Raw genomic sequence first — 22,247 nt, 5'->3', positions numbered from 1 at the left:
GATAAATCATGACCACCGAAGTCAAAGTCCCCGTCCTTGGGGAATCCGTCGCCGAGGCCACCATCGGCCAGTGGCTCAAGCAGCCCGGCGAAGCCGTTGCCGCTGACGAGCCCATCGCCAGCCTCGAAACCGACAAGGTCGCGATCGACGTCATGGCGCCCCACGCGGGCACCATGGGCCAGCAGCTCGTCAAGGAAGGCGACACCGTCACCGTCGGCGCCCTGATCGCCACGATCGAAGAGGGCGCCGGCGCTCCTGCCGCCGCCAAGCCCGCCGCAGCGCCTGCTCCGGCTGCCGCTGCAGCGCCCGCAGCGGCCCCCGCAGCGGACGAAGGTTCGGCAGGTTCGTCGGTGCTTTCGCCCGCCGTTCGCCGCGCCATCCTGGAACACGGCATCGACCCGGCGACCATCAAGGGCACCGGCAAGGATGGCCGCATCACCAAGGACGACGTCCTCGAAGCGGCCAAGAACAAGCCGGCCGCTTCGGCTGCTCCGGCTGCCGCAGCCGCTTCGGTTCCGGCCTCGGCCCGCACCGAAGAGCGCGTGAAGATGACGCGCCTGCGCCAGACGATCGCCAAGCGCCTGAAGTCCGCGCAGGACAACGCCGCCCTGCTCACCACCTTCAACGACGTCGACATGTCGGCCGTCATCGAAGCGCGTGAAAAGTACAAGGACGTGTTCCAGAAGAAGCACGGCATCAAGCTGGGCTTCATGTCGTTCTTCGCCAAGGCTTCGGTCCTGGCGCTCAAGGACATTCCGGCCGTCAACGCCCAGATCGACGGCGACGAGATCGTGTACCACGACTACGTCGACATCTCGGTTGCCGTCTCGGCCCCGAACGGCCTGGTCGTTCCGGTCGTCAAGGACTGCGACAAGCTGGGCTTCGCCGGCATCGAGAAGGCCATCGCGGGCTTCGGCAAGAAGGCCAAGGAAGGCACGCTGACCATGGCCGACATGGCCGGCGGCACCTTCACCATCTCGAACGGCGGCGTGTTCGGTGGCCTCATGTCCACCCCGATCATCAACCCGCCGCAGTCGGCAGTGCTGGGCCTTCACCGCATCGAGGACCGTGCGGTCGTCCGCAACGGTGAGATCGTGATCCGCCCGATGATGTACATCGCGCTGTCCTACGACCACCGCATCATTGACGGTCGCGAGGCGGTCACCGCGCTCAAGACCATCAAGGAAGCGATCGAAGACCCCACCCGTCTGCTGATCGACCTCTGAGATTAAAAGCCCCGTCCGCCCCCGATAAAGGTCGGGCGGGGTTTTCACTTGCGCTGAAACGATTATTACCGCTCGTGCCTGATTGTGCGAAAGCACGAGCGTGAGGAGGCCAACAATGGCTGATTACGACTACGACGTCCTTGTCATCGGTGCCGGCCCCGGCGGTTATGTCGCGGCGATCCGCGCGGCGCAGCTGGGCCTCAAGACCGCCTGCGCCGAAGGGCGCGAGACGCTGGGCGGCACCTGCCTCAACGTGGGCTGCATTCCCTCCAAGGCCCTGCTGCACGCTTCGGAATACTTCGAAGCGGCCAAGGGCGGCGCCATGGCGGCGATGGGCATCAAGGTTACTCCTGAACTTGACCTGCCCACCATGCAGGGCCAGCGCATCGACGCGATCAAGGGCCTGACCGGCGGCATCGAATACCTGTTCAAGAAGAACAAGGTCGACTGGCTGAAGGGTTACGCCCAGTTCAAGGACGCCCACAGCGTCGAGGTTGCCGGCAAGACCGTGACCGCCAAGAACATCGTCATCGCCACCGGCTCGTCGGTCACCCCGCTTCCGGGCGTGGAAATCGACAACGAAGGCGGCGTGGTCGTGGACTCGACCGGCGCGCTGGAACTGGCTTCGGTGCCCAAGAAGATGGTCGTCATCGGCGGCGGCGTGATCGGTCTGGAACTGGGCTCGGTGTGGCGTCGTCTCGGCGCGGAAGTCACCGTGGTCGAATTCCTCGACCAGCTGCTTCCGGGCATGGACATGGACGTGCGCAAGGAAGCGTCCAAGATCTTCAAGAAGCAGGGCATGGCCCTGAAGCTTGGCACCAAGGTCACCGGCGTAACCGTGGAGGGCAAGAGCGCCAAGGTCACCGTTGAACCCGCCAAGGGTGGTGACGCCGAAGTGATCGAGGCCGATGTCGTCCTCGTCTCGATCGGCCGTCGTCCGAACACCGAAGGTCTTGGCCTCGGCAACATCGGCCTTGAGCTGAACGCCCGCAACCAGATCGAAACCGACCACGACTTCGCCACCAAGGTGGACGGCGTGTGGGCCATCGGCGACGTGATCCCCGGCCCGATGCTCGCGCACAAGGCCGAGGACGAAGGCATCGCGGTTGCAGAGAACATCGCCGGCCTCACCGGCATCGTGAACCACGATGTCATCCCCGGCGTCGTCTACACCCAGCCCGAAATCGCGGGCGTGGGTCTGACCGAAGAAGCCGCCAAGGAACGCGGCGCGGTGAAGGTCGGCAAGTTCCCGATGCTCGCCAACTCGCGCGCGAAGACCAACCACGAGCCCGACGGCTTCGTGAAGGTGATCGCCGATGCCGAAACCGACCGCGTGCTGGGCGTGTGGTGCATCGCCTCGGTCGCGGGCACCATGATCGCGCAGGCAGCGCAGGCCATGGAATTCGGCGCGACCAGCGAAGACATCGCCTACACCTGCCACGCTCACCCGACTCACTCGGAAGCGATCAAGGAAGCGGCGATGGCCGTTACCGGCAAGCCGATCCACATCTGATCGGGCGGCAATGCTGAACGAAGAGGCCGGTGCGGGAAGCGCCGGCCTTTTTCGTATGGGGAACCGAGTGCGGTGCTCGCGTATTTCTGCGCGACAATGGTTCCACGGGGCGTTCCACGCATGGCGTTGCGTAATATCTTGCCGGTCCTGGCGATCACCTTGCCCGGCTCACTGGCGCTTTCCGCCTGTAATCGCGGGCTGCACGAGCCGCCGCCGCGTGCGAATGATGCGATCCACTTCGAACCGCAGGCATCGCTCATCACCGTGCCGGTCCACGCCGACCTTTCCGAACTTGCCGCCTCGCTCGACCGCGAAATCCCCCGCGTGCTGTGGACGATCGACAAGCCCGACCAGACCTGCGTGAAATCGAAAGAAGTCGATATCGGTATCGCCACGCTAAAGACGCCCAAGCTCAAGTGCCGGATCATCGGCGAAGTCACGCGCGGGTCGATGACGTTCGCCGGACACGGCAAGGAAATCCGCCTGACACTGCCGCTGCATGCCGAACTGCGCGCCGAGGATATCGGCGGCGTGCTCAAGCGCGAAACCGCGACGGCAGACGCCACTGCCCACGCCACCGTGCGCATCACCCTCGCCGAAGACTGGACCCCTCGCGGAACAGTGGACATCCGCTATGACTGGACCAATGCGCCACACGCCGAATTTCTCGGCCAGCGCATCGACTTCACCGAGCAGGCGGACCGCAAGATCGCCCCCATCATCGCCAGGCTAGAACGCGATCTGCCGGGGCAGCTGGGCAGGCTGGAATTGCGCCGTCAGGTAGAGCAGGCCTGGAAATCGGCCTTCACCACGCTTTCCCTGAACCGCGAGAATCCGCCGGTCTGGATGCGGGTGAAGCCCACCGAACTGCAGTATGGCGGCTACGAGATCGACGGCAAGCGGCTGCTGCTGCGGCTGGGTCTCAAGGCGCAGACTGAGACGTTCGTCGGCAGGCGGCCGGAAGACCCCGCGCCCGCCCCGCTACCGCCGGTGCGCCCGCTGGAGGCGCAGGCGGGGCGTCTTGCCTTCTTCATCCCGGTCATCGCCGATTACCGCGAACTGGAACCGGTGCTGGTCAAGGCCCTGCGCAAGCGCTCCGCGCGCCCTTTCACGGTGCCCGGCGTCGGTCCGGTTCGCGCCGACTTCCACAAGGTCACGATCTACGGCACCACCGGCGGTCGCATCGCCGTGGGCGCCACCTTCACCGCGCGCGACGAAGCCGGGCGGCTCGGTCGCACGAAGGGCACCGTCTGGATGACCGGCACGCCGGTCAATGCCAGGGATTCGCGCCGTGTCGGCTTCGAAAACTTCGAGGTCAGCGGCACTACCGACATGCGCGGCGGCGACCTGATCCTGCGCCTTGCCAACACGCCCGGCATGAGCGCGACGATCGCGGGCGCATTGGCGCAGAATTTCGAGAATGACTACGCCGAACTGCTCGGCAAGATCGCTCATGCGATTGAAGACAAGCGCGAGGGTGATCTGGTCATTCGCGCGAAAGTCACGAAAACGCAGACCGGGCGCATCACTGCTGCCGGGCGGGGGCTTTACCTTCCTGTGTGGGCCGATGGCACCGCATCGATCACGGTAAAGGATTGAGAAAAGACATCATCACGCTTGGGCAACAAACCGGCAGCACTTCCCCCCTACCTGAAGATGCACAAGGATTGTGCATCATTACCTAATATTTAGGCATAATTGGGAGGATTTATGAGCCTGCTTGCTCTCGCCGTTGTCGCCGCCGCCGCTGTTGCTCCCGCGGCCGTAACGCCCACGCCCGTCCACAGCGTCGCGATCGAGCACCGTGGCAGCACCTACAGCGTCGACTACCGCGCCCGCGTCGAAACGAGCATGCGCACCATCGGCATCGCCCCGCCCACCCGCCAGAGCACGCAGCGCTGCGTCATGACCGCGAAGGTCTCCGTAGAGCGCATCATCGCCGATGGCGGCCACGCGCTTGCCGCCAGCATCCCCGGCGCCGAGACCTTCACGCGGCAGTTGCCCGGCGACTGCCGCAGCCGCGACGCGCAGCTTGCCCGTCTGGTCGATGACAAGACGCCTGCCATCACAGCCCATCTGGCCAAGGCGGCAGGCGCCGATCGCGAACACGCCATTGCCGCCATCGACGCCGCGCATCATTTCGCCGCGAATTGACGGACAGGCACGATAAAGGCTGCTAGTTCAACACAATGCGATATCTTCTAGGTCTGGCCGTCGCGGCATGCGGCGGCCTCTTCTTTGCCGATGCCCACGCGCAATCGGCAGCCCCCACCATCTCCTTCGAAGCCGAAACCGACCACCGCGAACGCGGTTTGAGCTGGAGCGACGGCAAGGCCGCAATCGGCGCCTCCGCGTCCGTTCCGCTGTCCTACGATCTCGGCATCGACATTGATGCGGTGAGCCTGCGCGATTCCGCCCGCCACGGCGGCGCCGACCTCGGACTGACGGTGGCTCCGCGCTACACCCTGCGCAGCAATGGCTGGGATTTCAGCGCGGGCCTGCGCGGCAATGTCTTCGTGGGACGTTCGGGCACCAGCTTCGTCGAACTGACCGGTGAAGTCGCCCGCACGCTCGGCCCGGCGCAACTGGTCGTCGGTGCTGCCTTCGCGCCTTCGCAGGATGCCGTCGGCGGCAGCAACCTCTATCTGGACGCCCAGCTTTCCGCGAGCATTCCGGGCACCCCGGTGACGCTTTACGGCGGGATCGGCCACACCAGCGGTTCGTCCAACGGCGATCCGCGCGTGGCCCGGCTGCGTCCCGGCGGCGATTACCTCGATCACCATCTCGGCGTGGAGTATACGGACGCGAACATTGCGGCGGGCCTGCGCTATTCGGGCACCTCGATCGGCGCGGACGAAGTCGATCCCCTCTCGCGCTGGACGGATCGGCACTATGGCTCGCGCGTGATGGCCTACTTGCGCTTCACGCCCTGACCCTGACGGCACCTGCCGCCCTCTCCGATTGACCAGATGCGCGCCCCGTGCCCGTAGTGGCAGGACGGGCCTGGCAGGATGGGGCGACATGGACGGGAGCACGCGATGAAGGCAGTCTGGTACACCGAGAACGGCGGCCCCGAAGTCATGCACTTCGGGGACCAGCCCGATCCCGAAGTCAACGCGAAGACCGTGCTGATCCGGGTGGAAGTCATCTCGATCGAAGGCGGCGACCTGCTCAACCGCATCCACACGCCCCCCGCGCGCACGCCGTTCGTCCCCGGCTATCAGGCGGCAGGCACGGTTCTGGCCGTGGGCGCGGAAGTGACGCGCTTCGTGCCCGGAGACCGCGTCGTCGGCTTCAACTGGAACGGCAGCCATGCCGAACTTTTCGCGGTGCCCGAAACTTACGCCTATCCGGTGCCCGAAGGTATGGACCTTGCGCTGGCGGCCGTGGTGCCGATCGCCTTCGGCACCGCTTACGACGCGTTGTTCACGTATGGCGCGCTGACCGCAGCCGAAACCGTGCTGGTGCAAGGCGCGGCGGGCGGCGTCGGTCTGGCCGCCGTGCAACTGGCCGCACAGGCAGGCGCAACGGTGATCGGCACCGCCTCCGGCCTGGAACGCCTTGCCCGGATCGCGCCTTTCGGCCTGACCCACGGCATCGATTACCGGCAAGAGGATATCGCCGGGCGATGCCGGGATATCACCGCACGCAAGGGCGTGGACCTCGTGCTCGACCTGGCCGGGGGAGCAGGCAAGGACGCTCTGGTCGACGCACTGCGCGGGCATGGCCGCTATGCGGTCGTCGGCGCGGCAGAGGGCACGCTCCCCAGCTTCGGGTTCTTCGAACTGATCCGCAAGGCGATGCAGGTCACCGGCATTTCCTTTGGCCGCGACATGCACACCCCGCGCGTCCATGCCCTGCTGGCGGACCTCTTCACGCGGGTCCACACGGGCGATCTGGCGATGCCGATCGAGCGCGAATTCGCACTGGCCGATGCCGTGCAGGCGCATCGCTTCGTGGCGGAAGGACACCCCTTCGGACGCGTGGTGATGCGGGTCTGACGTCTTACAGCGGGTCGAATTCAAGGTGCAGCGCCCGCAGCGCGCGCAGCACATATGTCGGCTCGTATTCGAACCGGCGTGCATTTTCGGGGCCGTGGTGCTCTTCTGACAGCCGGATATTGCCCATGCGCGCCAATAGCCGTTCGATGCTGACCGCCACCTCGCGCCGGGCAAGCGGGGCGCCGATGCAGGTATGCGCGCCGCGACCGAAGGCAAGGTGCTCCTTGATGCGCGGACGGTCCATGTCGAAGCGGCCGGGATCGGGGAAACGCGCCGGGTCGCGATTGGCGGCCATGTGGCTCATCAGGATCGGCGTACCGGCCTTGATCTCCACCCCGCCCAGCACCGTTGTCTTGCGGCAGAGGCGCCCCGCGCTTTTCACCGATCCGTCATAGCGCAGCAGTTCCTCGATGAAATCGGGAATGCGCGTCGGATCGCGGCGCAGTTCTGCCTGGATATCGGGGCGCGTGGCGATGACCTTGAAGCCGTTTGCGAGAAGCCGGTTGGTGGTATCCTGCCCCGCCCCGAACAGGAACGCCGCCAGCCCCGTCACATCGACGAGCGAGGGTTTCGATCCGTCCGGATAAGTCGCCTGCGCCAGTTCGTTGAGGATATCCTCCTGCGCCAGCAAAGCGCGCAACGGGCGCATCAGCGCATGATTCGCGATGCGGCGGCGGGCGATCAGGCCGAACAGTTCCTTGCCCACCGGCACCAGCGGGTTCTTCATCATCTCTTCAGGCGTGGCGTCCATCGGCACCGGGATCGCCCCTTCCAGCAGCCTGCGAAAGCGCGCGCGCGTGGCTTCAGACAGCCCAAGCAGGTCGGAAATCACCAGCGCCCCGTAAGGTCCGCCGTACTGCCGCACGATATCGACGCGCCCGTCCTTGTGGAACTCGTCGATGAGCCCCTCTGCCGTTGCCGCCAGCTGCGGCTGAAGCTGCTTCAACCGGCTGGGCGTGAAAAGCCGCGACAGGATGGATCGCAGATCGGCATGGCGCGCGCCCTGTTCGCACACGATCTGGTCTGCGAAGGCGATGCGGCTGCGATGGGCTTCCAACTGGTCGCCGATATCGTCCCCCTCGGGCACGAAGGGCAGGTCTACCATTCCGCCGGTGACGCCGTTGATTTCCGAGAAATGTTCGGTGTCGAGCGACACCTGCACCGTCTCCTCATAGCCCACTACCGCCACCGCGCCGCGATGAGGCAGCGGCACCACCGGCCCCAGGGCGCGCAAGTAGTCGAAATAGGCGTGGGGATCGTCCACCAGCGAGATGTCAGTGTACCAGTCAGCTTTCTCGTAGGACACGCGTATGCTCCCGCTCTTATTTTATGATCCTTTGTGTATCGCAATTTGACGATGGGTCAAGCGCGGGACAACGTGCTAGGAGCTTGGCGATGATCCCGCCTTCGCCCGCCCTGCCCCCTGCGCTCGACCTTATCGGCATCGCCGTATTCGCCCTGACCGGCGCGCTGGCCGCCGCGCAGATGCGCCAGACTTTTGTAACGGTGGCTTTCTTCGCACTGATCACCGGCGTGGGCGGCGGTTCCCTGCGTGACCTGCTGATCGGCGCCCCCGTGTTCTGGGTGCACGACCGGCTCGTCGCGCCGGTCTGCCTTGGCGTGGCGATCCTGGCGTGGTTCACCCCCGTGCGCTGGTGGCGCGGGCACATCCTGGAATGGGCCGACGCGCTGGGCCTTGCCGTCTATGCCGTATTCGGCACGATCAAGGCGCTGCACTGGGGTGTTCCGGCCGTGCCCGCCGTGCTGATGGGCGTCATCACCGGCTGCATCGGCGGCATCGTGCGCGACGTGCTGGCGGGCCAGCCCTCTATCCTCATGCGCCCGGAACTATACGTCACCGCAGCAGCCCTTGCAGCGGGGGTGGCGGGTCTGGGGATCACCGCCGGCCTTTCACCGGCGCTGACCTGGGCGATCGCCGTCCTTGCCGGGTTCGGCCTGCGCGGTGCGGCGATCCACTGGTCGCTCGGCCTGCCGCTTCACCCCGGCGAGGACGACCAGAGCGCACACTAGGCCACCTTCAGGCGCCGCCTCATCGCTGCTTCATCCATCATTGCCGTGCCGCGAAGCTGGCCAAGCCTGACGCCGGTGCAGGTCATCTTGAAGTGGGTGAATTCTTCATACCATTCGAGGCCCGCCGCCGACTTGCCGCTGACCTCCTCCCACAACGCGATCGTCTCCTCGCGCGTGCCCATGCCTTCAAGGTAGGCGCCGTGAGTTGAACTGCGGCCGTGCATCGTTTCAGAAAGCGTGCAGAACCACGCAAGGTCGTGCAAAGCCCCGCCGAGCGAGGGCTGTTCCCAGTCCATCACCGCGACGACCTGGAAATCGTCGTCGAACATCATGTTGCCGATGCGTGCGTCGCCCCAGACGATGCCTTCCGGATCGTGGACGGGCCATGCCCCCTCAAGCCGTGCCAGCGCATCACGCAGGACCGGTTGAGGCGCGACTTCCTCCAGCCAGGCGGTGAAGCGCTGGTACTTGTCCCATTCCTGCGCCAGCCCGCGCGAAGCCGCGCCCGCACCACCGAGGAACGAAGCCCGGTCCACCGGCACACGCTGGATCGCAGCCAGTTGCTCCACCGCGCTGCGCCACAAGGTCCGCCGCTGGTCAGGCGTGGCATCGTGCAACCAGCCTTCGCGCGCATAGGGCGGGATCGACACGGGAACGCGCCCCCGCTTCCGTTCCATCACGAAGAACGAATTGCCGAGGATCGCCGGGTCTTCTTCAAACCACAGCGGGCGCGCCACGCGGACCAGCCCTTCATCCGCCATCAGTTTCATGATTGCGTATTGTTCGTCGAACAGATTGTCGGGAAAGACGGTGAACGCCCGAGGCTTGATGCGGACCACGCAGCCCTGTTGCCGCGCGCTCCCGCCCTCTGTCCAGTGCGCGTCGAACAGCACCGTTTCGTGGCTCTGCCCCGCACCACGCGGATAGGCAAGGTCGGTGACGGCAATCCCCGTCGCCTCCGGCAAGCGCCCCTGCAGCCAGCGTTCGAGCCGCACTGCCAGTTCTGCCAGATCCCGCGTTTCGGGGGCAACGATCACATCAGACACAGCCTATCTCCCTCCCGGCGATGCCTGCGCAGCATAAGTTCGACATCGCGAATTTCTTTTCGCGATAATTGATATGCGCACAACAACGCCCGGTCAAGCGAGGCGCACCTCGCCCGGGCGGGATTTACGGGTAGCGGAGGATTGAAGAGAAGGCGCCGATATCCGCCCGTTCAGCTCCGGGCGGCGAGTATCACTCGCCCTCCCCGCCTCCTGCGAGGAAACCGGAGATTCGGGCGCAGGCTTCGGCAAGTCGGCCGCCGGCATCGGACACGGCCCCGCCGTTCAGGCCGCCGTGGAAGCCCGCCATGACCAGCGCCATGACGACCCGGTTGCGGCTGTCGTAGATCGGCGCCATCAGCGCCACCAGCGGATAGACCCGCTGTGCATCGGGCTCCAGCAGCGGCACGACCGGCGGGTCTTCGGTGCCGGACCGGACGCCAAGTTCCTCTTCGCTGCCCGGACGGCGCAGCAGGGCAAGATAGCCATTGCTGCGCACGAAGCCCAGACCGGCGCGGAACTGAGCCAGTTGCTCGTCCCCCAGCGGCGGGTCCGCGCGCGAAACCCAGGCGTCCGCATCGCGGGCGGATCGCGCGAAGAAGGTCATCGCCTGTATCCAGCGCAGCGGCATGCGCGTGCCCAGCGGCACCGGATACCCGATGTGGCTGAGCGACGCCGCCCGTTCGCGCAAGTGGATCACGTCACCTTCGAGGAAGTAGGCCCCGCAGACGACGTCGAATTCATCGGCGATGCTGCGCATTTCGGGCTGCGCCACCTGCAACGGAGAGAAATGCGCCGCCGCCGTCCGCCCGATCGCCGCCAGCGCCGGGCCAAGCACGTATGTCTTGTCAGTAGTGCGATAGAGATAGCCGACATCGACAAGGCCGGTCAGCAGCGCATGGCAGGTAGCCCGGCTCAACTTCAGGGCCCGCACCAGATCGGTCAGCGCGAACGCCTGTCCGGGGTGGTCGGCGATAAAGTTGAGGATGGCCGCCACGCGGGCGACACCGGGAGAGGAACGCGACATGGCTGCTTTCGCTATTTCGAACCGGCATGGCGTATTGGCAAAGCCCCCGGTTCGTCAATAGACACGCCTGTTCATTAGAGCGAACCGGGTCATCGGCCCAGTCGTTCTTCCAGAAGCCGCGCCAGTTCGCGGCGCGCCACCTTGTTGGAATGGAGCAACGGCACTTCATCCCGCCCCAGCGGCACATATGCACGCGGAACCTTGTAGCTGGACAAGCGGCGGCGCAATTCCGCTTCCGTCGCCGCAAAATCAAGTTCTTGCCCCTCCCGTGCGATCACCGCGGCCACCAGCAGCGCACCGCGCTCACGGTCGGGAAGGCCAACGACATATGCGGTGTGGACGCCATCGAGCGATTGCAGTTCCATCTCCACTTCCGCCGGAGAGACGTTGGAACCCGATACCTTGATCATGTCGCCGCCACGCCCGACGAAGTGGACGCGCCGGCCTTCGGGGCGGTCTTCAACCATGCACATGTCGCCCGTGCGGTAGTACCCGTCTGGCGTGTAGTGCTCTGCCCGATCGATCTTGTGCAGGCCGATCGCCACCGGATAGCCGCGCACCTGCATCTCCCCCACCTCGCCAGGTGCGACAGGGCGGTTTTCGGCATCGGCGATCCGGATTTCGTAGCCCGGACCGAAATGATCCATCGGCGCACAGACCGGGCGGCCCGGTGCGCGAAAGTCATCGCCCCACGAATAGGGGCCCAGCGTTTCGCTCATGCCCAGCCCCCACCAGGGTTTGGGCCCGCGCATCGCCGCAAGATCCTCTTCGGCCAGCACCGAACCCATGGCGAAACGGCTGTTGGACAAGGTGCGCTCGGCACAGACCACCGTTGCCCCCGCTTCCAGCCCCGGCACAAGGTACATCAACAGCCCGCCCACCCAGAACATCGGCAGGATGCAGGGCACCCGCTTGCCGGGCCCGTAGCCCATCATTTCGCTCATGGTGTGGCTGCGGAAGCAGACCGGCCCATGGGCGTGGCGCACCCCCTTGGGCAGCGCCATCGAGCCGGAGGTGTAGATTTCCACCATCTGGTCGGTCGAATGGACCTCTGCCTCGACTTCGCGCAGCAGATCTTCGGTGACGGTCCCGGCGGCCTGCGCCAGCCAGTCAACCGGGGCGACACAGGGGGGCAGCCCTTCCCCATCGGAAACGACCCAGCGCAAATACGGCGCCCGCGACACGCGCAGCGCGCCGCTTTCCTGCCCATCCAGTTCGGGCAGCGCTTCGAGGATACGCTGCACATAGTCCTTGCCCAGCATCGTGCGCTGGACGATCAGGCCCTGTACGTCGGACTGGCGCAGCACGCGTACCAGCTCATTGGCGCGGATCATGGTGCTGATCGGTACCGCCACCGCACCGATCCGACTGATCGCAGCCAGCATCACCGCGAAGTCCGGACCATTGCCATATATGAACCCGACCCGCGCACCCTTGCCGATCCCGCGCGCCAGCAATCCGCGCGCAAGCAGCGCAGAGCGGGCATCAAGATCGCGATAAGTGATGGACGCAAGCACATGCCCGTCGTCCTCCAGCGTGACGGCAACGGCATCGCCGTGGAGCGCCGCAACGGCACGGATGAAGCGGGTGAACGTGTCTGCCTGAGACGGCAGACCGGCTCCGGAATCTTCGCAGGTATCTGCGGGCCCGGCGCCCAACGTTGCGGGAATAGCCTCAGTGCTCACGATCGCGGCTCTCCTCTCGGCCGTGCGGGGCTGAATCGGCCCTGCACTGCAAAAGGCGACCGCCCAAACGGTTCGCCATTTCAAACTAAGAGTCGATATTCCGGAAAATCAGCCTGAAGGCAACGCTCCGGCGCTACGCCCGGCCGATACCGTACCGGCGTTTCATCAGGTCATGCCACGCCCGTCTACGGCGACCGAGCGGATATGTCCTTCCCCGTCAACGCTGCAGGCAAACGGGCGCCCGTCCTGCAAGCGCCCTTCGACGCTGTAGCGTTCGCCCATGCGGCGCGCCCCATTGATGGCATCGACGCGATTGCCGGCGCGCTCCAGTTCCGCCTCGCAGGCATCCACCGCCATGCCGATCGAGCCGCCCATGCCCGCATTGTCCACACGGTCCTGCCCGCTGACAGGTCCGCCCGGATAAGGCGCCATCCCGCGATCATCATCAGAGGGCTGCGGGTCGTAGCCCGCATCGTCATCGCCGTGATCATCGGCCTGAGGACCGCCGGGGTAGCGGTAGGGCGCCGGCTCCGCGTCACGGCTGTCGGCCCTATCCTTGCTGACTGCCGATGCGATCGCAGCAACGCCGCCCACCACAAGCAGACCTGCCAGCAGATCACCGCCGTCAATGCCACCGCCGCGATAGTGGCGATGACCTCTCCAGTCTCCTCTGGGGCCGTGCGCCATGACCGGCGTGGCAGTAACCGCAAATGCCGCGATGGCGGCAAGGGAAACGGCGGTACGCGAACGCAACATCTTCATCGGAAGAAACCCTATCCGGCGCGCACGGTCCGCGCCGCCCAGTACCAGCGCGATACGCTGCTCATGCTGTCCTATGCATGAACCGCTTCACGGCTTTGCCCCGGCAGATCCTCCCATCGCGCCACCGGCCTGTGCCACGCTGGTTTCGGCGGGAAGCTTCAGCCCGGTCCACTGCGCCACGAAAGCAAGGATGTCCGCGCCCTCCTCGATCGCCTTGTCGGTCGGCTTGCCGGAGCCATGACCCGCGCGTGTCTCGATGCGGATAAGGCGTGGCTTGTCGCCAAGATCAGCGTGCTGCAGCGCCGCCGTGTACTTGAACGAGTGCCCCGGCACCACGCGGTCGTCAGTGTCCGCCGTCGTCACCAGGATCGCGGGGTAATGCGCGCCCTCACGGATGTTGTGATACGGCGAATAGGCGCGCAGCACCTTGAAGTCGGCTTCCTGATCGGGGCGGCCGTAGTCATCGGTCCAGTAACGACCGGCGGTGAAGCGGTCGAAGCGCAGCATGTCCATGACGCCCACTTGCGCCACCGCCGCCGCGAACAGGTCCGGCCGCTGGTTCACCACCGCGCCGACCAGCAAGCCGCCGTTGGAACCACCCTGGATCGCCAGCCCGTCCCGCTTTGCGATGCCCTCTTTCACGAGGAACTCGCCCGCCGCGATGAAATCGTCGAAGACGTTCTGCTTGTTCTCGCGTCGTCCCGCATCATGCCACGCGCGCCCGTACTCCCCGCCGCCGCGCAGGTTGGCCATTGCAAAGGCCCCGCCCGCCTCCAGCCAGGCCATCCGCGTCGCCGAGAAGCCGGGGGTAAGCGATACGTCGAAACCGCCATAGCCGTAGAGCAGCGTCGGCACCGGCTGTTTTGCGCGCGCCACGGCACGGCTGCGCACGATGAACATCGGCACACGGGTGCCGTCCTTCGAGGTGAAGAAGCGCTGCTCGACCACGTAGGCACCCGGATCGTAGCACATCTTGGGCGTCGCGAAGGGCGTGGTTGTCCCCGTCGCAAGATCCATCCGATAGATCGATGCCGGGCAGTTGAAGCTGGTGAAGGCGTAAAACGTCTCCGGATCGCCGGGACGCCCACGAAAGCCCGATGCGGTCCCGATGCCGTTGAGCGAAAGCGTGGTTGCCGCACTGCCGTCCAGCGCAAGGATTTCCGCGTGGCTCGCCGCATCGCGCATGTAGTTGAGGATCAGCCGATCGCCCACGATGCCCGCGCGCTCCAGAATATCCTCGCGTTCGGCAACGATCTGGTTCCATTGCGGACTTGGCGCATCAAGATCGATGCCCACAAGGCGATAGCGCGGCGCGTCCTTGTTGGTCACATACCAAAGCTTGCGCCCGGCCCCTTCGACCAGTTTCCAGTCATCCGTGAAGCCGGTGACAAGCGGGACCGCCTTCCATCCCGCGCGCTTGCGCTTCGACAGATCGATCACCCGCACTTCGTATCGCGCATCGGTGCCGACATGGCTGGTGATGAGTGCAAGACGGCCGTCCTGCGTCACTTCGGCAACATGGCCCAGATCGGGCACGTCGGGCGTCGCATAGACAAGCTCGTCGGCGTCCTGCGATGTGCCGATACGATGAAAGTAGACCGCCTGATTGTAGTTGAGGGACTGAAACGCGGCGCCTTCCTCGGGCGCGGGAAAGCGCGAATAGAGGAAACCCTCTTCACCCACCCATGCCAGCGTCGTGAACTTGGCCCAGCGGATTTCGTCTTCCAGCGGCTTTCCACTCTTCACATCCAGAACCCGCAGGATACGCCAGTCGCTGCCGCCGTCCTGAACGGAATAGAGCAGATAGCGCCCCTTCTGCGACGGCTCCCACGAATCCAGCGCGGTCGCGCCGTCCCTGGCCCATGCATTGGGGTCAAGCAGCAGGCGCGGCGTGCCGTTCAGGCCGCTGCGCACGAACAGCTGCGCCTGATTCTGCAGACCCGTGTTGCGCGTGTAGAAGTAATTGCCGCCGCCCTTCACCGGGATACCGAACCGCTCGTAGTCCATGAAGGCGCGGATACGGCGCTGAAACCGTTCGCGCTGCGGCAGCGTGGACAAGTATGTCGCGGTGACGGCGTTCTCGCGGCTGACCCAGTCGGAGACCTCCGGCGCATGGCGCACATCGTCCTCCAGCCATCGGTAGGGATCGGCTATCTGCTCGCCGAAATGGGTTTCAACGACGGTGTCGCGGCGGGTCTCGGGATACGTGATATCTGTCATAGGCCCAGCCCAGATGGGCGTCGCCACCCCCGAGAACAAGCCTGACAGCAAGATCGCCGCCACGCCCCGCAGACTTCCAGCTTTCACACGTCCTCCCGACCCTGTCCTTGTCATAAGCCCGTTACATCGACCTTAGCCGGACGACGCGCAAGAAAAAGCGGCCGCAAACCGAAGTCCGCGACCGCCTTTCCTTGTCCTTTCGAGGACGCCGTGCGGCTTACGCCTCGACGAATTCCTCGGCGTCGGTGGTCACCGGGCCCGAATCCTGACCCTTGGCGTCCACGTCGCGGTCGACCAGTTCGATGATCGCGATCGGAGCAGCGTCCGAAGCGCGGTAACCGGCCTTGATGATGCGGGTGTAGCCGCCGTCACGACCGGCGAAACGCTCGGCGAGGACTTCGAACAGCTTCTTTTCCTGGGTCTCGTCCATCAGGCGGGCGTGCGCCAGGCGGCGGTTCGACAGGCCGCCCTTCTTCGCGAGCGTGATCAGCTTCTCGACGTAGGGACGCAGTTCCTTGGCCTTCGCCGTGGTGGTCTGGATCTGCTCGTGCTTGATGAGCGCGGCGGCCATGTTGCGCAGCAGGGCGGCGCGGTGGCCCGAGGTACGCTGCAGCTTGCGCTGGCCATACTTGTGACGCATGTTCTCTTCCTTGGTTCGTCAGACAGCCGTTCAAGGTACTGCCTGCCGGGCGATGTGGTACGGCCACCGCCCATAGCCGGTTCACTTACGTGTGAAGCGCGCCCTCAATACGAAAACGGCGAGCGAGTCAAGGCTTGAACGTCAAGCCGTCGCACCGAAGCCAGTAGCCATCGAAGCTGCGCGGGGGGCCCATCATTCGCGGGAACATGGTCTGCGCCGCCGCACGCAATCCTACGCACAGGATCACAATCCACATCCCCATCCAGAGCCAATATCCGACGGGGGCATCTGCGACCCGCAATGTATCGTCAGGAAGGACCAATCCGAATACGTAGACCTCGCCCGTGTACCAACCGCTTAGCAGATATCCGATTGCGCAGCCCACCATCAGGATGGCCCCCAAGCACTGTGCCGGCTTGCTGGCAAACAGCGCATCGCGCTCATCCTCGCGTTGCCACGCCAGACACTCTTCGACAGGTACCAGCATGGCGAATTCGCGCTTCCTGCGCCACCATATCCAATCCCAGATCGGGATGGCAATCGCCACCAAAAGCACGGGTTGAAGTAGTGCAGCGCCTGACAGCATACATGTTATCAATACGGCTACAATAATACCGGCGGCGCACAGCAATGAACGCCTGCGCACTCTCTCGATGATCGCTTCCACGTCCTGCATGATCCGAACCTAATCGCAAAGCGATCCGGCGCAAAGAAAAGAAAAAGGCCCCGCGGTTTCCCGCGAGGCCCTCTTCATTTCGAAACCCGAAGATCCGATCAGCCGAGCAGTTCCTGCTCCAGCTTCTTCGCCATCTCTTCGATGTTCTCGGGCGGCCAGCCCGGAATGTCCATGCCGAGGCGCAGACCCATCGAGGACAGGACTTCCTTGATCTCGTTGAGCGACTTGCGGCCGAAGTTCGGCGTGCGCAGCATCTCGGCTTCGGTCTTCTGGACCAGATCGCCGATGTAGATGATGTTGTCGTTCTTGAGGCAGTTGGCCGAACGGACCGACAGTTCCAGCTCGTCCACCTTCTTGAGAAGGTAGCGATTGAGCTGGTTGGTGTCGCTCTCTTCCGAAGCCGCCGCGCCGCCGACAGCCACGCCGATCATCGGCGAAGCGCCAACCGGGGCGATGTCTTCGAAGTGGACGAACAGCGCCAGCTGGTCCTGCAGGATGCGCGCGGCGTAAGCCACGGCGTCTTCAGGGGTCACGGTGCCGTCGGTCTCGACCGTCAGGTTGAGCTTGTCGAAGTCGAGCTCCTGGCCAATGCGGGCGTTCTCGACCTTGTAGCTCACTTGGCGAACCGGCGAGTAGAGCGAGTCGACCGGGATCAGGCCGATCGGTGCGTCGACCGGACGGTTCGACACAGCGGGGACGTAACCCTTGCCCGAGTCGGCGGTCAGCTCCATGTTGAGCGTCGCACCATCGTCGAGGTGGCAGATCACGAGGTCCTTGTTCATGACCTCGATGTCGCCCGAAACAGCGATGTCACCGGCGGTGACGGCGCAAGGACCGGTGGCCGACAGCTGCAGGCGCTTCGGACCGTCGCCCTGCATCTTGAGTGCGATCTGCTTGACGTTCAGGACGATGTCCGTGACGTCTTCACGCACGCCAGCGAGCGACGAGAATTCGTGGAGCACGTTCTCGATCTTGATCGAGGTGATCGCCGCACCCTGCAGCGACGAAAGCAGCACGCGACGCAGCGCGTTGCCGAGCGTCAGGCCGAAGCCGCGCTCAAGAGGTTCGGCAACGAAAGTTGCCTTCAGCTTGGGGTCTGGTCCCGGCTTGATCTCAAGGCTGTTCGGCTTCTTGAGTTCCTGCCAGTTCTTGATGTTGACAGTCATGGACTTCCCCTGGGAGTGATGGCGGTTACGCCCCGAAGGCCTGGTGGAGAGGCCCGGGACGTTCCGAAGACGGGCGGCGACCGGTCACCGCCCGCATTAGCTCGATCAGACGCGGCGGCGCTTCGAGGGACGCACGCCGTTGTGCGGAATCGGCGTGACGTCGCGGATCGAGGTAATCGTGAAGCCGACGGCCTGGAGGGCGCGAAGGGCGCTCTCACGGCCCGAACCCGGGCCCTTGACCTCGACTTCGAGGGTGCGGACGCCGTGCTCGGCGGCCTTCTTGCCAGCGTCGTCCGCTGCCACCTGAGCGGCATACGGGGTCGACTTGCGGCTGCCCTTGAAGCCCATCATACCGGCCGAGGACCACGAGATCGCGTTGCCCTGGGCATCGGTGATGGTCACCATGGTGTTGTTGAAGCTAGCATTCACGTGAGCGATGCCGCTCGTGATGTTCTTGCGCTCGCGGCGCTTAATGCGCTGAGGTTCGCGTGCCATATCGTATATCCTGTCGAATTATCGCTGCGGGGAACCGAAAGCCTTGCGGCTCCCTCGGCTTACTTCTTCTTGCCGGCGATCGGCTTGGCCTTGCCCTTGCGGGTGCGCGCATTGGTGTGCGTGCGCTGACCACGAACCGGAAGACCCTTGCGGTGACGCAGGCCACGGTAGCAGGCAAGGTCCATCAGGCGCTTGATGTTCATCGCGGTTTCGCGACGAAGGTCACCTTCGACGGTGTGTTCAGCGTCGATGGTTTCGCGAATCTGCAGGACTTCGGCGTCCGACAGGTCCTGAATGCGGCGGGTGTGATCGATGCCGAGCTTGTCAGCGATCTCCAGTGCCTTGGTACGGCCGATGCCGTGGATATACGTCAGCGCGATGATAACGCGCTTGTTGGTGGGGAGATTTACCCCTGCAATACGAGCCACTTAATTCTCCTGCTCCACAGAGGCGCGAGCGCGCGCCTCCATCTCAACGCTGCAACACTCGGGGAAGTCAAATGGCAAAAGGTCCGGCTGGCAGTAATTCGCGGGTGTTGTGGACACGCGATATTGGCCTTCCGGACTACCGTTTGCTGTCGAGTGAAGGGCGCGCTTAAAACGATTCGCGCGCGGAGTCAACGCCGGGCGTCCACGCCCGAAGCGTCGACCGGCGCCGACCTCCATGAACGGAGGCGCCAGGTGTCGCGCCTGTGAAGCCTGTTTAACGCAATTCGCGCAGGCAGTCAAAGTGCGTAGCGGCGGGCGGCTGCCATCCCAAAGCAGGACCCGCCGCCTCAACGGCCGACCAGCGGCCCGGTACCGGCTGGCGGGTGATCCGACAGCGGCACGATATCGAGCCCTGCCGCCGGATCTTCCGCCGGCATTTCCGCTTCGGGCGCTTCAGAAACTTCGGCTTCCATCTTCGGGAAGGCCGCGGCGAACGCCCCGCCCAGCTTCTCGGTCAGCCGCTGCATCTGCCCGCCGAGCATACCATCCACGCCGGGCGCAAGCTTTTCGAACGGCGTGCGCGAGAAACCGCCGACGACGTATTCCAGCAGCACTTGCGTACCGCCCTTCCCGTCACCCTTCAACTGCATGGTAAGCGTGCCGTTCACCGCATCGGACTGCAGCGGACCAAGTGCACCGCTCATGCGCAATGCGCGACCCCGCTCGACGTAAACGACCCGCATGTGCTCAACCCCGCCGCGCGGCGAAGCCTTGGGCGACGTTTCATTCGGCAGCATCTCGCAGAAGCAGCCCCCCGCCCGCGCGTCGAGTGTCAGGTTCGCCGCATCGCCAGACCAGGTATGGTCCGAATCCCACCAGACGGAAGGCTTGATCAACACTGCCCATACCTCATCAGGGCTCGCCGAAACCTGCGCTACGTGACGCACAACGAAGCCGTTGGCCGCCACCTGCGCAACGTTCGCGCTGGCCAGCGAAGGAACGAGCGCCATGCCGGCCGCAGCCAGCGCAAATGCGAAAGACTTCATAAAGTTGCCCCTGCCCGGCCGCGAACGCCCCGTCAATGTCGCGGGACCATCCATGCCAGATCGCATGAGCGTCGTCATCCCCATCCCCTTTCTGCAAGCATGATGAGGGCTGAAAACGAAGCGACCCGAAACGGCATAAAGCCGCTCCGGGTCGCGTCATTTGCTTTGGCCAATGCGGCTCAGCGCGCGAGGATATCCTCTATCGCCGCCGTCACTTCATCCATGTCGGCCATGCCATCGACCTTGGCCACGATGCCACGCGCCTCGTAGACCGGCAGGATCGGCGCGGTCTTGGCGCGATACTCGGCCATGCGGGTACGCACGGTTTCGGCGTTGTCGTCAGGACGACGCTTGAATTCATGCCCACCGCACTTGTCGCAGGTGCCTTCGACCTTCGGCTTTTCGAAGGTGTCATGATAGCCCTTGCCGCAAGTGGCGCAGGTGAAACGGCCGGTGATACGCTCGACCAGCGCATCCTCGTTCACTTCAAGCTCGATCACGTGATCAAGCTTGCGACCGCGCACCTCAAGGATCGCGTCGAGCGATTCAGCCTGTGCTTCGGTGCGCGGATAACCGTCAAAGATGGCGCCGGTATCGGCACCCATCGCGTCAAGCTCGTCCCCGATCAGCGCCGAGACGATGGCGTCAGAAACCAGTTCTCCGCGCTCCATGACAGCCTTGGCTTCGAGCCCGGTCGGCGTCCCAGCCTTGACTGCTGCGCGCAGCATATCGCCGGTCGAAAGCTGGCGCATGCCGTGCTTTTCGACGAGACGCTGCGCCTGGGTTCCCTTGCCCGCCCCCGGCGGCCCCAGCAGGATAATATTCACGCCCTGAATCCCCCTCGGTGTTCCGTTATCGGCATGCGCCTCAGCGCATGCGGCCCTTCAACTTGGCCTTCTTGATGAGGTCGCCGTACTGGTGCGCCAGCAGGTGCGACTGGATCTGCGTGATCGTATCCACGGTCACGTTGACGACGATCAGCAGACTCGTGCCACCCATGAACAGCAGCGGCAAGCCCGTCATCGACAGGAAGTACTCAGGCACCGTGCAGACGATGACGAGATAGGCCGCACCGATCACGGTGATGCGTGTCAGGACGTAGTCCAGATAAGTCGCGGTGTTCTTGCCCGGCCGGATGCCCGGAATGAAGCCGCCGTTCTTCTTCAGGTTGTCCGACGTCTCTTCCGGGTTGAAGACGACAGCGGTGTAGAAGAAGCAGAAGAACACGATACCGGCTGCGTACAGCAGCATGTAGAGCGGCTTGCCGTGCCCCAGGTACTGGTTGAGCGAAACCACGATCTTGCCCATCGTCGATTCCGGTGTCAGCGACTTACCGGCGAACTGGCTGATCGTCAGTGGCAGCAGCAGCAGCGAGCTGGCGAAGATCGGCGGGATCACGCCCGCGGTGTTCAGCTTGAGCGGCAGGTGGCTGCGGTCAGCCTGCATCATACCGCGCTGCGTAGCACGCTTGGGATACTGGATCAGCAGGCGGCGCGTGGCACGTTCCATGAAGCAGATCATCAGGATCATCGCGATCACCAGCGCGATCAGCGCGATGATCAGGATCGAGCCGGTATCACCCGCCGAATAGGCCGCCCCCAGGTTGCTGGCGAACGTCGGCATCTGAGCGACGATACCGGCCATGATGATCAGCGAAACGCCGTTGCCGATCCCGCGCGAGGTGATCTGTTCACCCAGCCACAGCAGGAACATGGTTCCGCCGATCAGCGAGATCACGGCACCAACGCGGAACATGAGGCCCGGATCGACGACCGCGCCAAGACCGCGCGAGGTCGACAGCGCCTCAAGCCCGGTGGCGATCGCATAACCCTGCACGATGCACAGCAGCACGGTGCCATAGCGCGTGTACTGGTTGAGCTTCTTGCGCCCGGCCTCGCCTTCCTTCTTCAGCGCGACCAGCGCAGGATGCAGCGACGCGGCCAGCTGCACCACGATCGAGGCAGTGATGTAAGGCATCACGCCAAGCGCGATCAGGCTCATGCGCGAAAGCGAACCGCCCGAAAAGGTGTTGAACAGGTCAAGGATGCCGCCCTGCGTCTGCAGGTAGAGGTCGCGCAGCGCGACCGGGTTGACGCCCGGCAGCGGCACGAAGCTCAGGAAGCGGAACACGATAAGCGCGCCGATGGTGAACCAGATGCGGTTCTTAAGCTCGGTGGCTTTGGAGAAATTGGCCAGGCTGAGCGTGCTGGCGATGTTGTCGGCGCGTGAAGCCATGACGTTCTAGAAAGCCTCGAAGAATCTGATCGGACTCGCCCTTAGCGGCTCAT

General features: G+C 64.6%; 21 protein-coding genes. 7 read left to right on the top strand and 14 right to left on the bottom strand.

Going from position 1 to position 22,247, the window contains the following annotated elements; translation table 11 throughout:
- Positions 1–8 precede the first annotated feature (8 nt).
- The 6 genes from odhB (at position 9) to A8V01_RS26520 (ending at position 6,740) form a co-directional block, all read left to right on the top strand.
- Entirely contained in the window at positions 9–1,226 is a 1,218-nt protein-coding gene (odhB, locus tag A8V01_RS26545) for a 2-oxoglutarate dehydrogenase complex dihydrolipoyllysine-residue succinyltransferase (protein ID WP_103099231.1), read from the top strand.
- A gap of 115 nt (positions 1,227–1,341) precedes the next feature.
- Complete coding sequence (gene lpdA / locus A8V01_RS26540; protein ID WP_103099230.1) at positions 1,342–2,739, top strand: dihydrolipoyl dehydrogenase; 1,398 nt, start codon at positions 1,342–1,344, stop codon at positions 2,737–2,739.
- A gap of 120 nt (positions 2,740–2,859) precedes the next feature.
- Positions 2,860–4,338 carry a DUF4403 family protein gene (locus tag A8V01_RS26535; RefSeq protein WP_103099229.1) on the top strand — a complete coding sequence of 493 codons (1,479 nt, stop codon included), beginning with the start codon at positions 2,860–2,862 and terminating at the stop codon, positions 4,336–4,338.
- 111 nt (positions 4,339–4,449) lie between these two features.
- Entirely contained in the window at positions 4,450–4,893 is a 444-nt protein-coding gene (locus A8V01_RS26530; RefSeq protein ID WP_103099228.1) for a hypothetical protein, read from the top strand.
- Between the two features lie 35 nt (positions 4,894–4,928).
- Positions 4,929–5,672 carry a TorF family putative porin gene (locus A8V01_RS26525; protein WP_103099227.1) on the top strand — a complete coding sequence of 248 codons (744 nt, stop codon included), beginning with the start codon at positions 4,929–4,931 and terminating at the stop codon, positions 5,670–5,672.
- A 105-nt stretch (positions 5,673–5,777) separates the two neighbouring features.
- Positions 5,778–6,740: a quinone oxidoreductase family protein gene (locus tag A8V01_RS26520; RefSeq protein ID WP_103099226.1), complete on the top strand. Its 963-nt coding sequence runs from the start codon at positions 5,778–5,780 to the stop codon at positions 6,738–6,740.
- Between the two features lie 4 nt (positions 6,741–6,744).
- Here the strand turns inward: A8V01_RS26520 and A8V01_RS26515 are convergent, their stop codons facing one another.
- Positions 6,745–8,046: a cytochrome P450 gene (locus A8V01_RS26515; protein ID WP_103099225.1), complete on the bottom strand. Its 1,302-nt coding sequence runs from the start codon at positions 8,044–8,046 to the stop codon at positions 6,745–6,747.
- An 89-nt stretch (positions 8,047–8,135) separates the two neighbouring features.
- On the opposite strand from A8V01_RS26515, the gene A8V01_RS26510 reads away from it, so the two are divergent.
- Entirely contained in the window at positions 8,136–8,771 is a 636-nt protein-coding gene (locus tag A8V01_RS26510; protein WP_103099224.1) for a trimeric intracellular cation channel family protein, read from the top strand.
- Here A8V01_RS26510 and A8V01_RS26505 read toward each other — a convergent pair.
- The 13 genes from A8V01_RS26505 to secY form a co-directional block, all read right to left on the bottom strand.
- Complete coding sequence (locus A8V01_RS26505; protein WP_245892847.1) at positions 8,768–9,817, bottom strand: phosphotransferase family protein; 1,050 nt, start codon at positions 9,815–9,817, stop codon at positions 8,768–8,770. The genes A8V01_RS26510 and A8V01_RS26505 overlap by 4 nt on opposite strands.
- Before the next feature lie 190 nt (positions 9,818–10,007).
- Entirely contained in the window at positions 10,008–10,841 is an 834-nt protein-coding gene (locus tag A8V01_RS26500; RefSeq protein WP_103099222.1) for an IclR family transcriptional regulator, read from the bottom strand.
- A gap of 89 nt (positions 10,842–10,930) precedes the next feature.
- Positions 10,931–12,526 carry a class I adenylate-forming enzyme family protein gene (locus tag A8V01_RS26495; protein ID WP_146037397.1) on the bottom strand — a complete coding sequence of 532 codons (1,596 nt, stop codon included), beginning with the start codon at positions 12,524–12,526 and terminating at the stop codon, positions 10,931–10,933.
- A gap of 165 nt (positions 12,527–12,691) precedes the next feature.
- Positions 12,692–13,288, bottom strand: a complete 597-nt coding sequence (locus A8V01_RS26490; RefSeq protein WP_103099220.1) for a hypothetical protein — start codon at positions 13,286–13,288, stop codon at positions 12,692–12,694.
- A gap of 87 nt (positions 13,289–13,375) precedes the next feature.
- Positions 13,376–15,508, bottom strand: a complete 2,133-nt coding sequence (locus A8V01_RS26485) for a prolyl oligopeptidase family serine peptidase (RefSeq protein ID WP_245892846.1) — start codon at positions 15,506–15,508, stop codon at positions 13,376–13,378.
- A 217-nt stretch (positions 15,509–15,725) separates the two neighbouring features.
- Entirely contained in the window at positions 15,726–16,148 is a 423-nt protein-coding gene (rplQ, locus tag A8V01_RS26480) for a 50S ribosomal protein L17 (RefSeq protein ID WP_103099218.1), read from the bottom strand.
- Positions 16,149–16,275: 127 nt separating this feature from the next.
- Complete coding sequence (locus A8V01_RS26475) at positions 16,276–16,824, bottom strand: hypothetical protein (protein WP_103099217.1); 549 nt, start codon at positions 16,822–16,824, stop codon at positions 16,276–16,278.
- A gap of 98 nt (positions 16,825–16,922) precedes the next feature.
- A complete protein-coding gene (locus A8V01_RS26470; protein WP_103099216.1) occupies positions 16,923–17,990 on the bottom strand; it encodes a DNA-directed RNA polymerase subunit alpha in 1,068 nt (355 codons plus the stop codon).
- A 105-nt stretch (positions 17,991–18,095) separates the two neighbouring features.
- Entirely contained in the window at positions 18,096–18,485 is a 390-nt protein-coding gene (gene rpsK, locus A8V01_RS26465; RefSeq protein ID WP_007011846.1) for a 30S ribosomal protein S11, read from the bottom strand.
- Between the two features lie 59 nt (positions 18,486–18,544).
- Positions 18,545–18,913, bottom strand: a complete 369-nt coding sequence (gene rpsM, locus A8V01_RS26460; protein ID WP_103099215.1) for a 30S ribosomal protein S13 — start codon at positions 18,911–18,913, stop codon at positions 18,545–18,547.
- A 347-nt stretch (positions 18,914–19,260) separates the two neighbouring features.
- Complete coding sequence (locus tag A8V01_RS26455) at positions 19,261–19,959, bottom strand: SRPBCC family protein (protein ID WP_245892845.1); 699 nt, start codon at positions 19,957–19,959, stop codon at positions 19,261–19,263.
- A 179-nt stretch (positions 19,960–20,138) separates the two neighbouring features.
- Positions 20,139–20,786, bottom strand: coding sequence for an adenylate kinase (locus tag A8V01_RS26450; protein ID WP_103099214.1), 648 nt, complete (start codon positions 20,784–20,786; stop codon positions 20,139–20,141).
- Positions 20,787–20,826: 40 nt separating this feature from the next.
- Positions 20,827–22,194, bottom strand: a complete 1,368-nt coding sequence (gene secY, locus A8V01_RS26445; protein WP_103099213.1) for a preprotein translocase subunit SecY — start codon at positions 22,192–22,194, stop codon at positions 20,827–20,829.
- Positions 22,195–22,247 lie beyond the last annotated feature (53 nt).

The organism is Novosphingobium guangzhouense (genome assembly GCF_002896965.1).
Classification (GTDB): domain Bacteria; phylum Pseudomonadota; class Alphaproteobacteria; order Sphingomonadales; family Sphingomonadaceae; genus Novosphingobium; species Novosphingobium guangzhouense.
The sequence above is the reverse complement of the archived record's forward strand: the minus strand, read 5'-3'. Positions and strand labels throughout refer to the sequence as shown.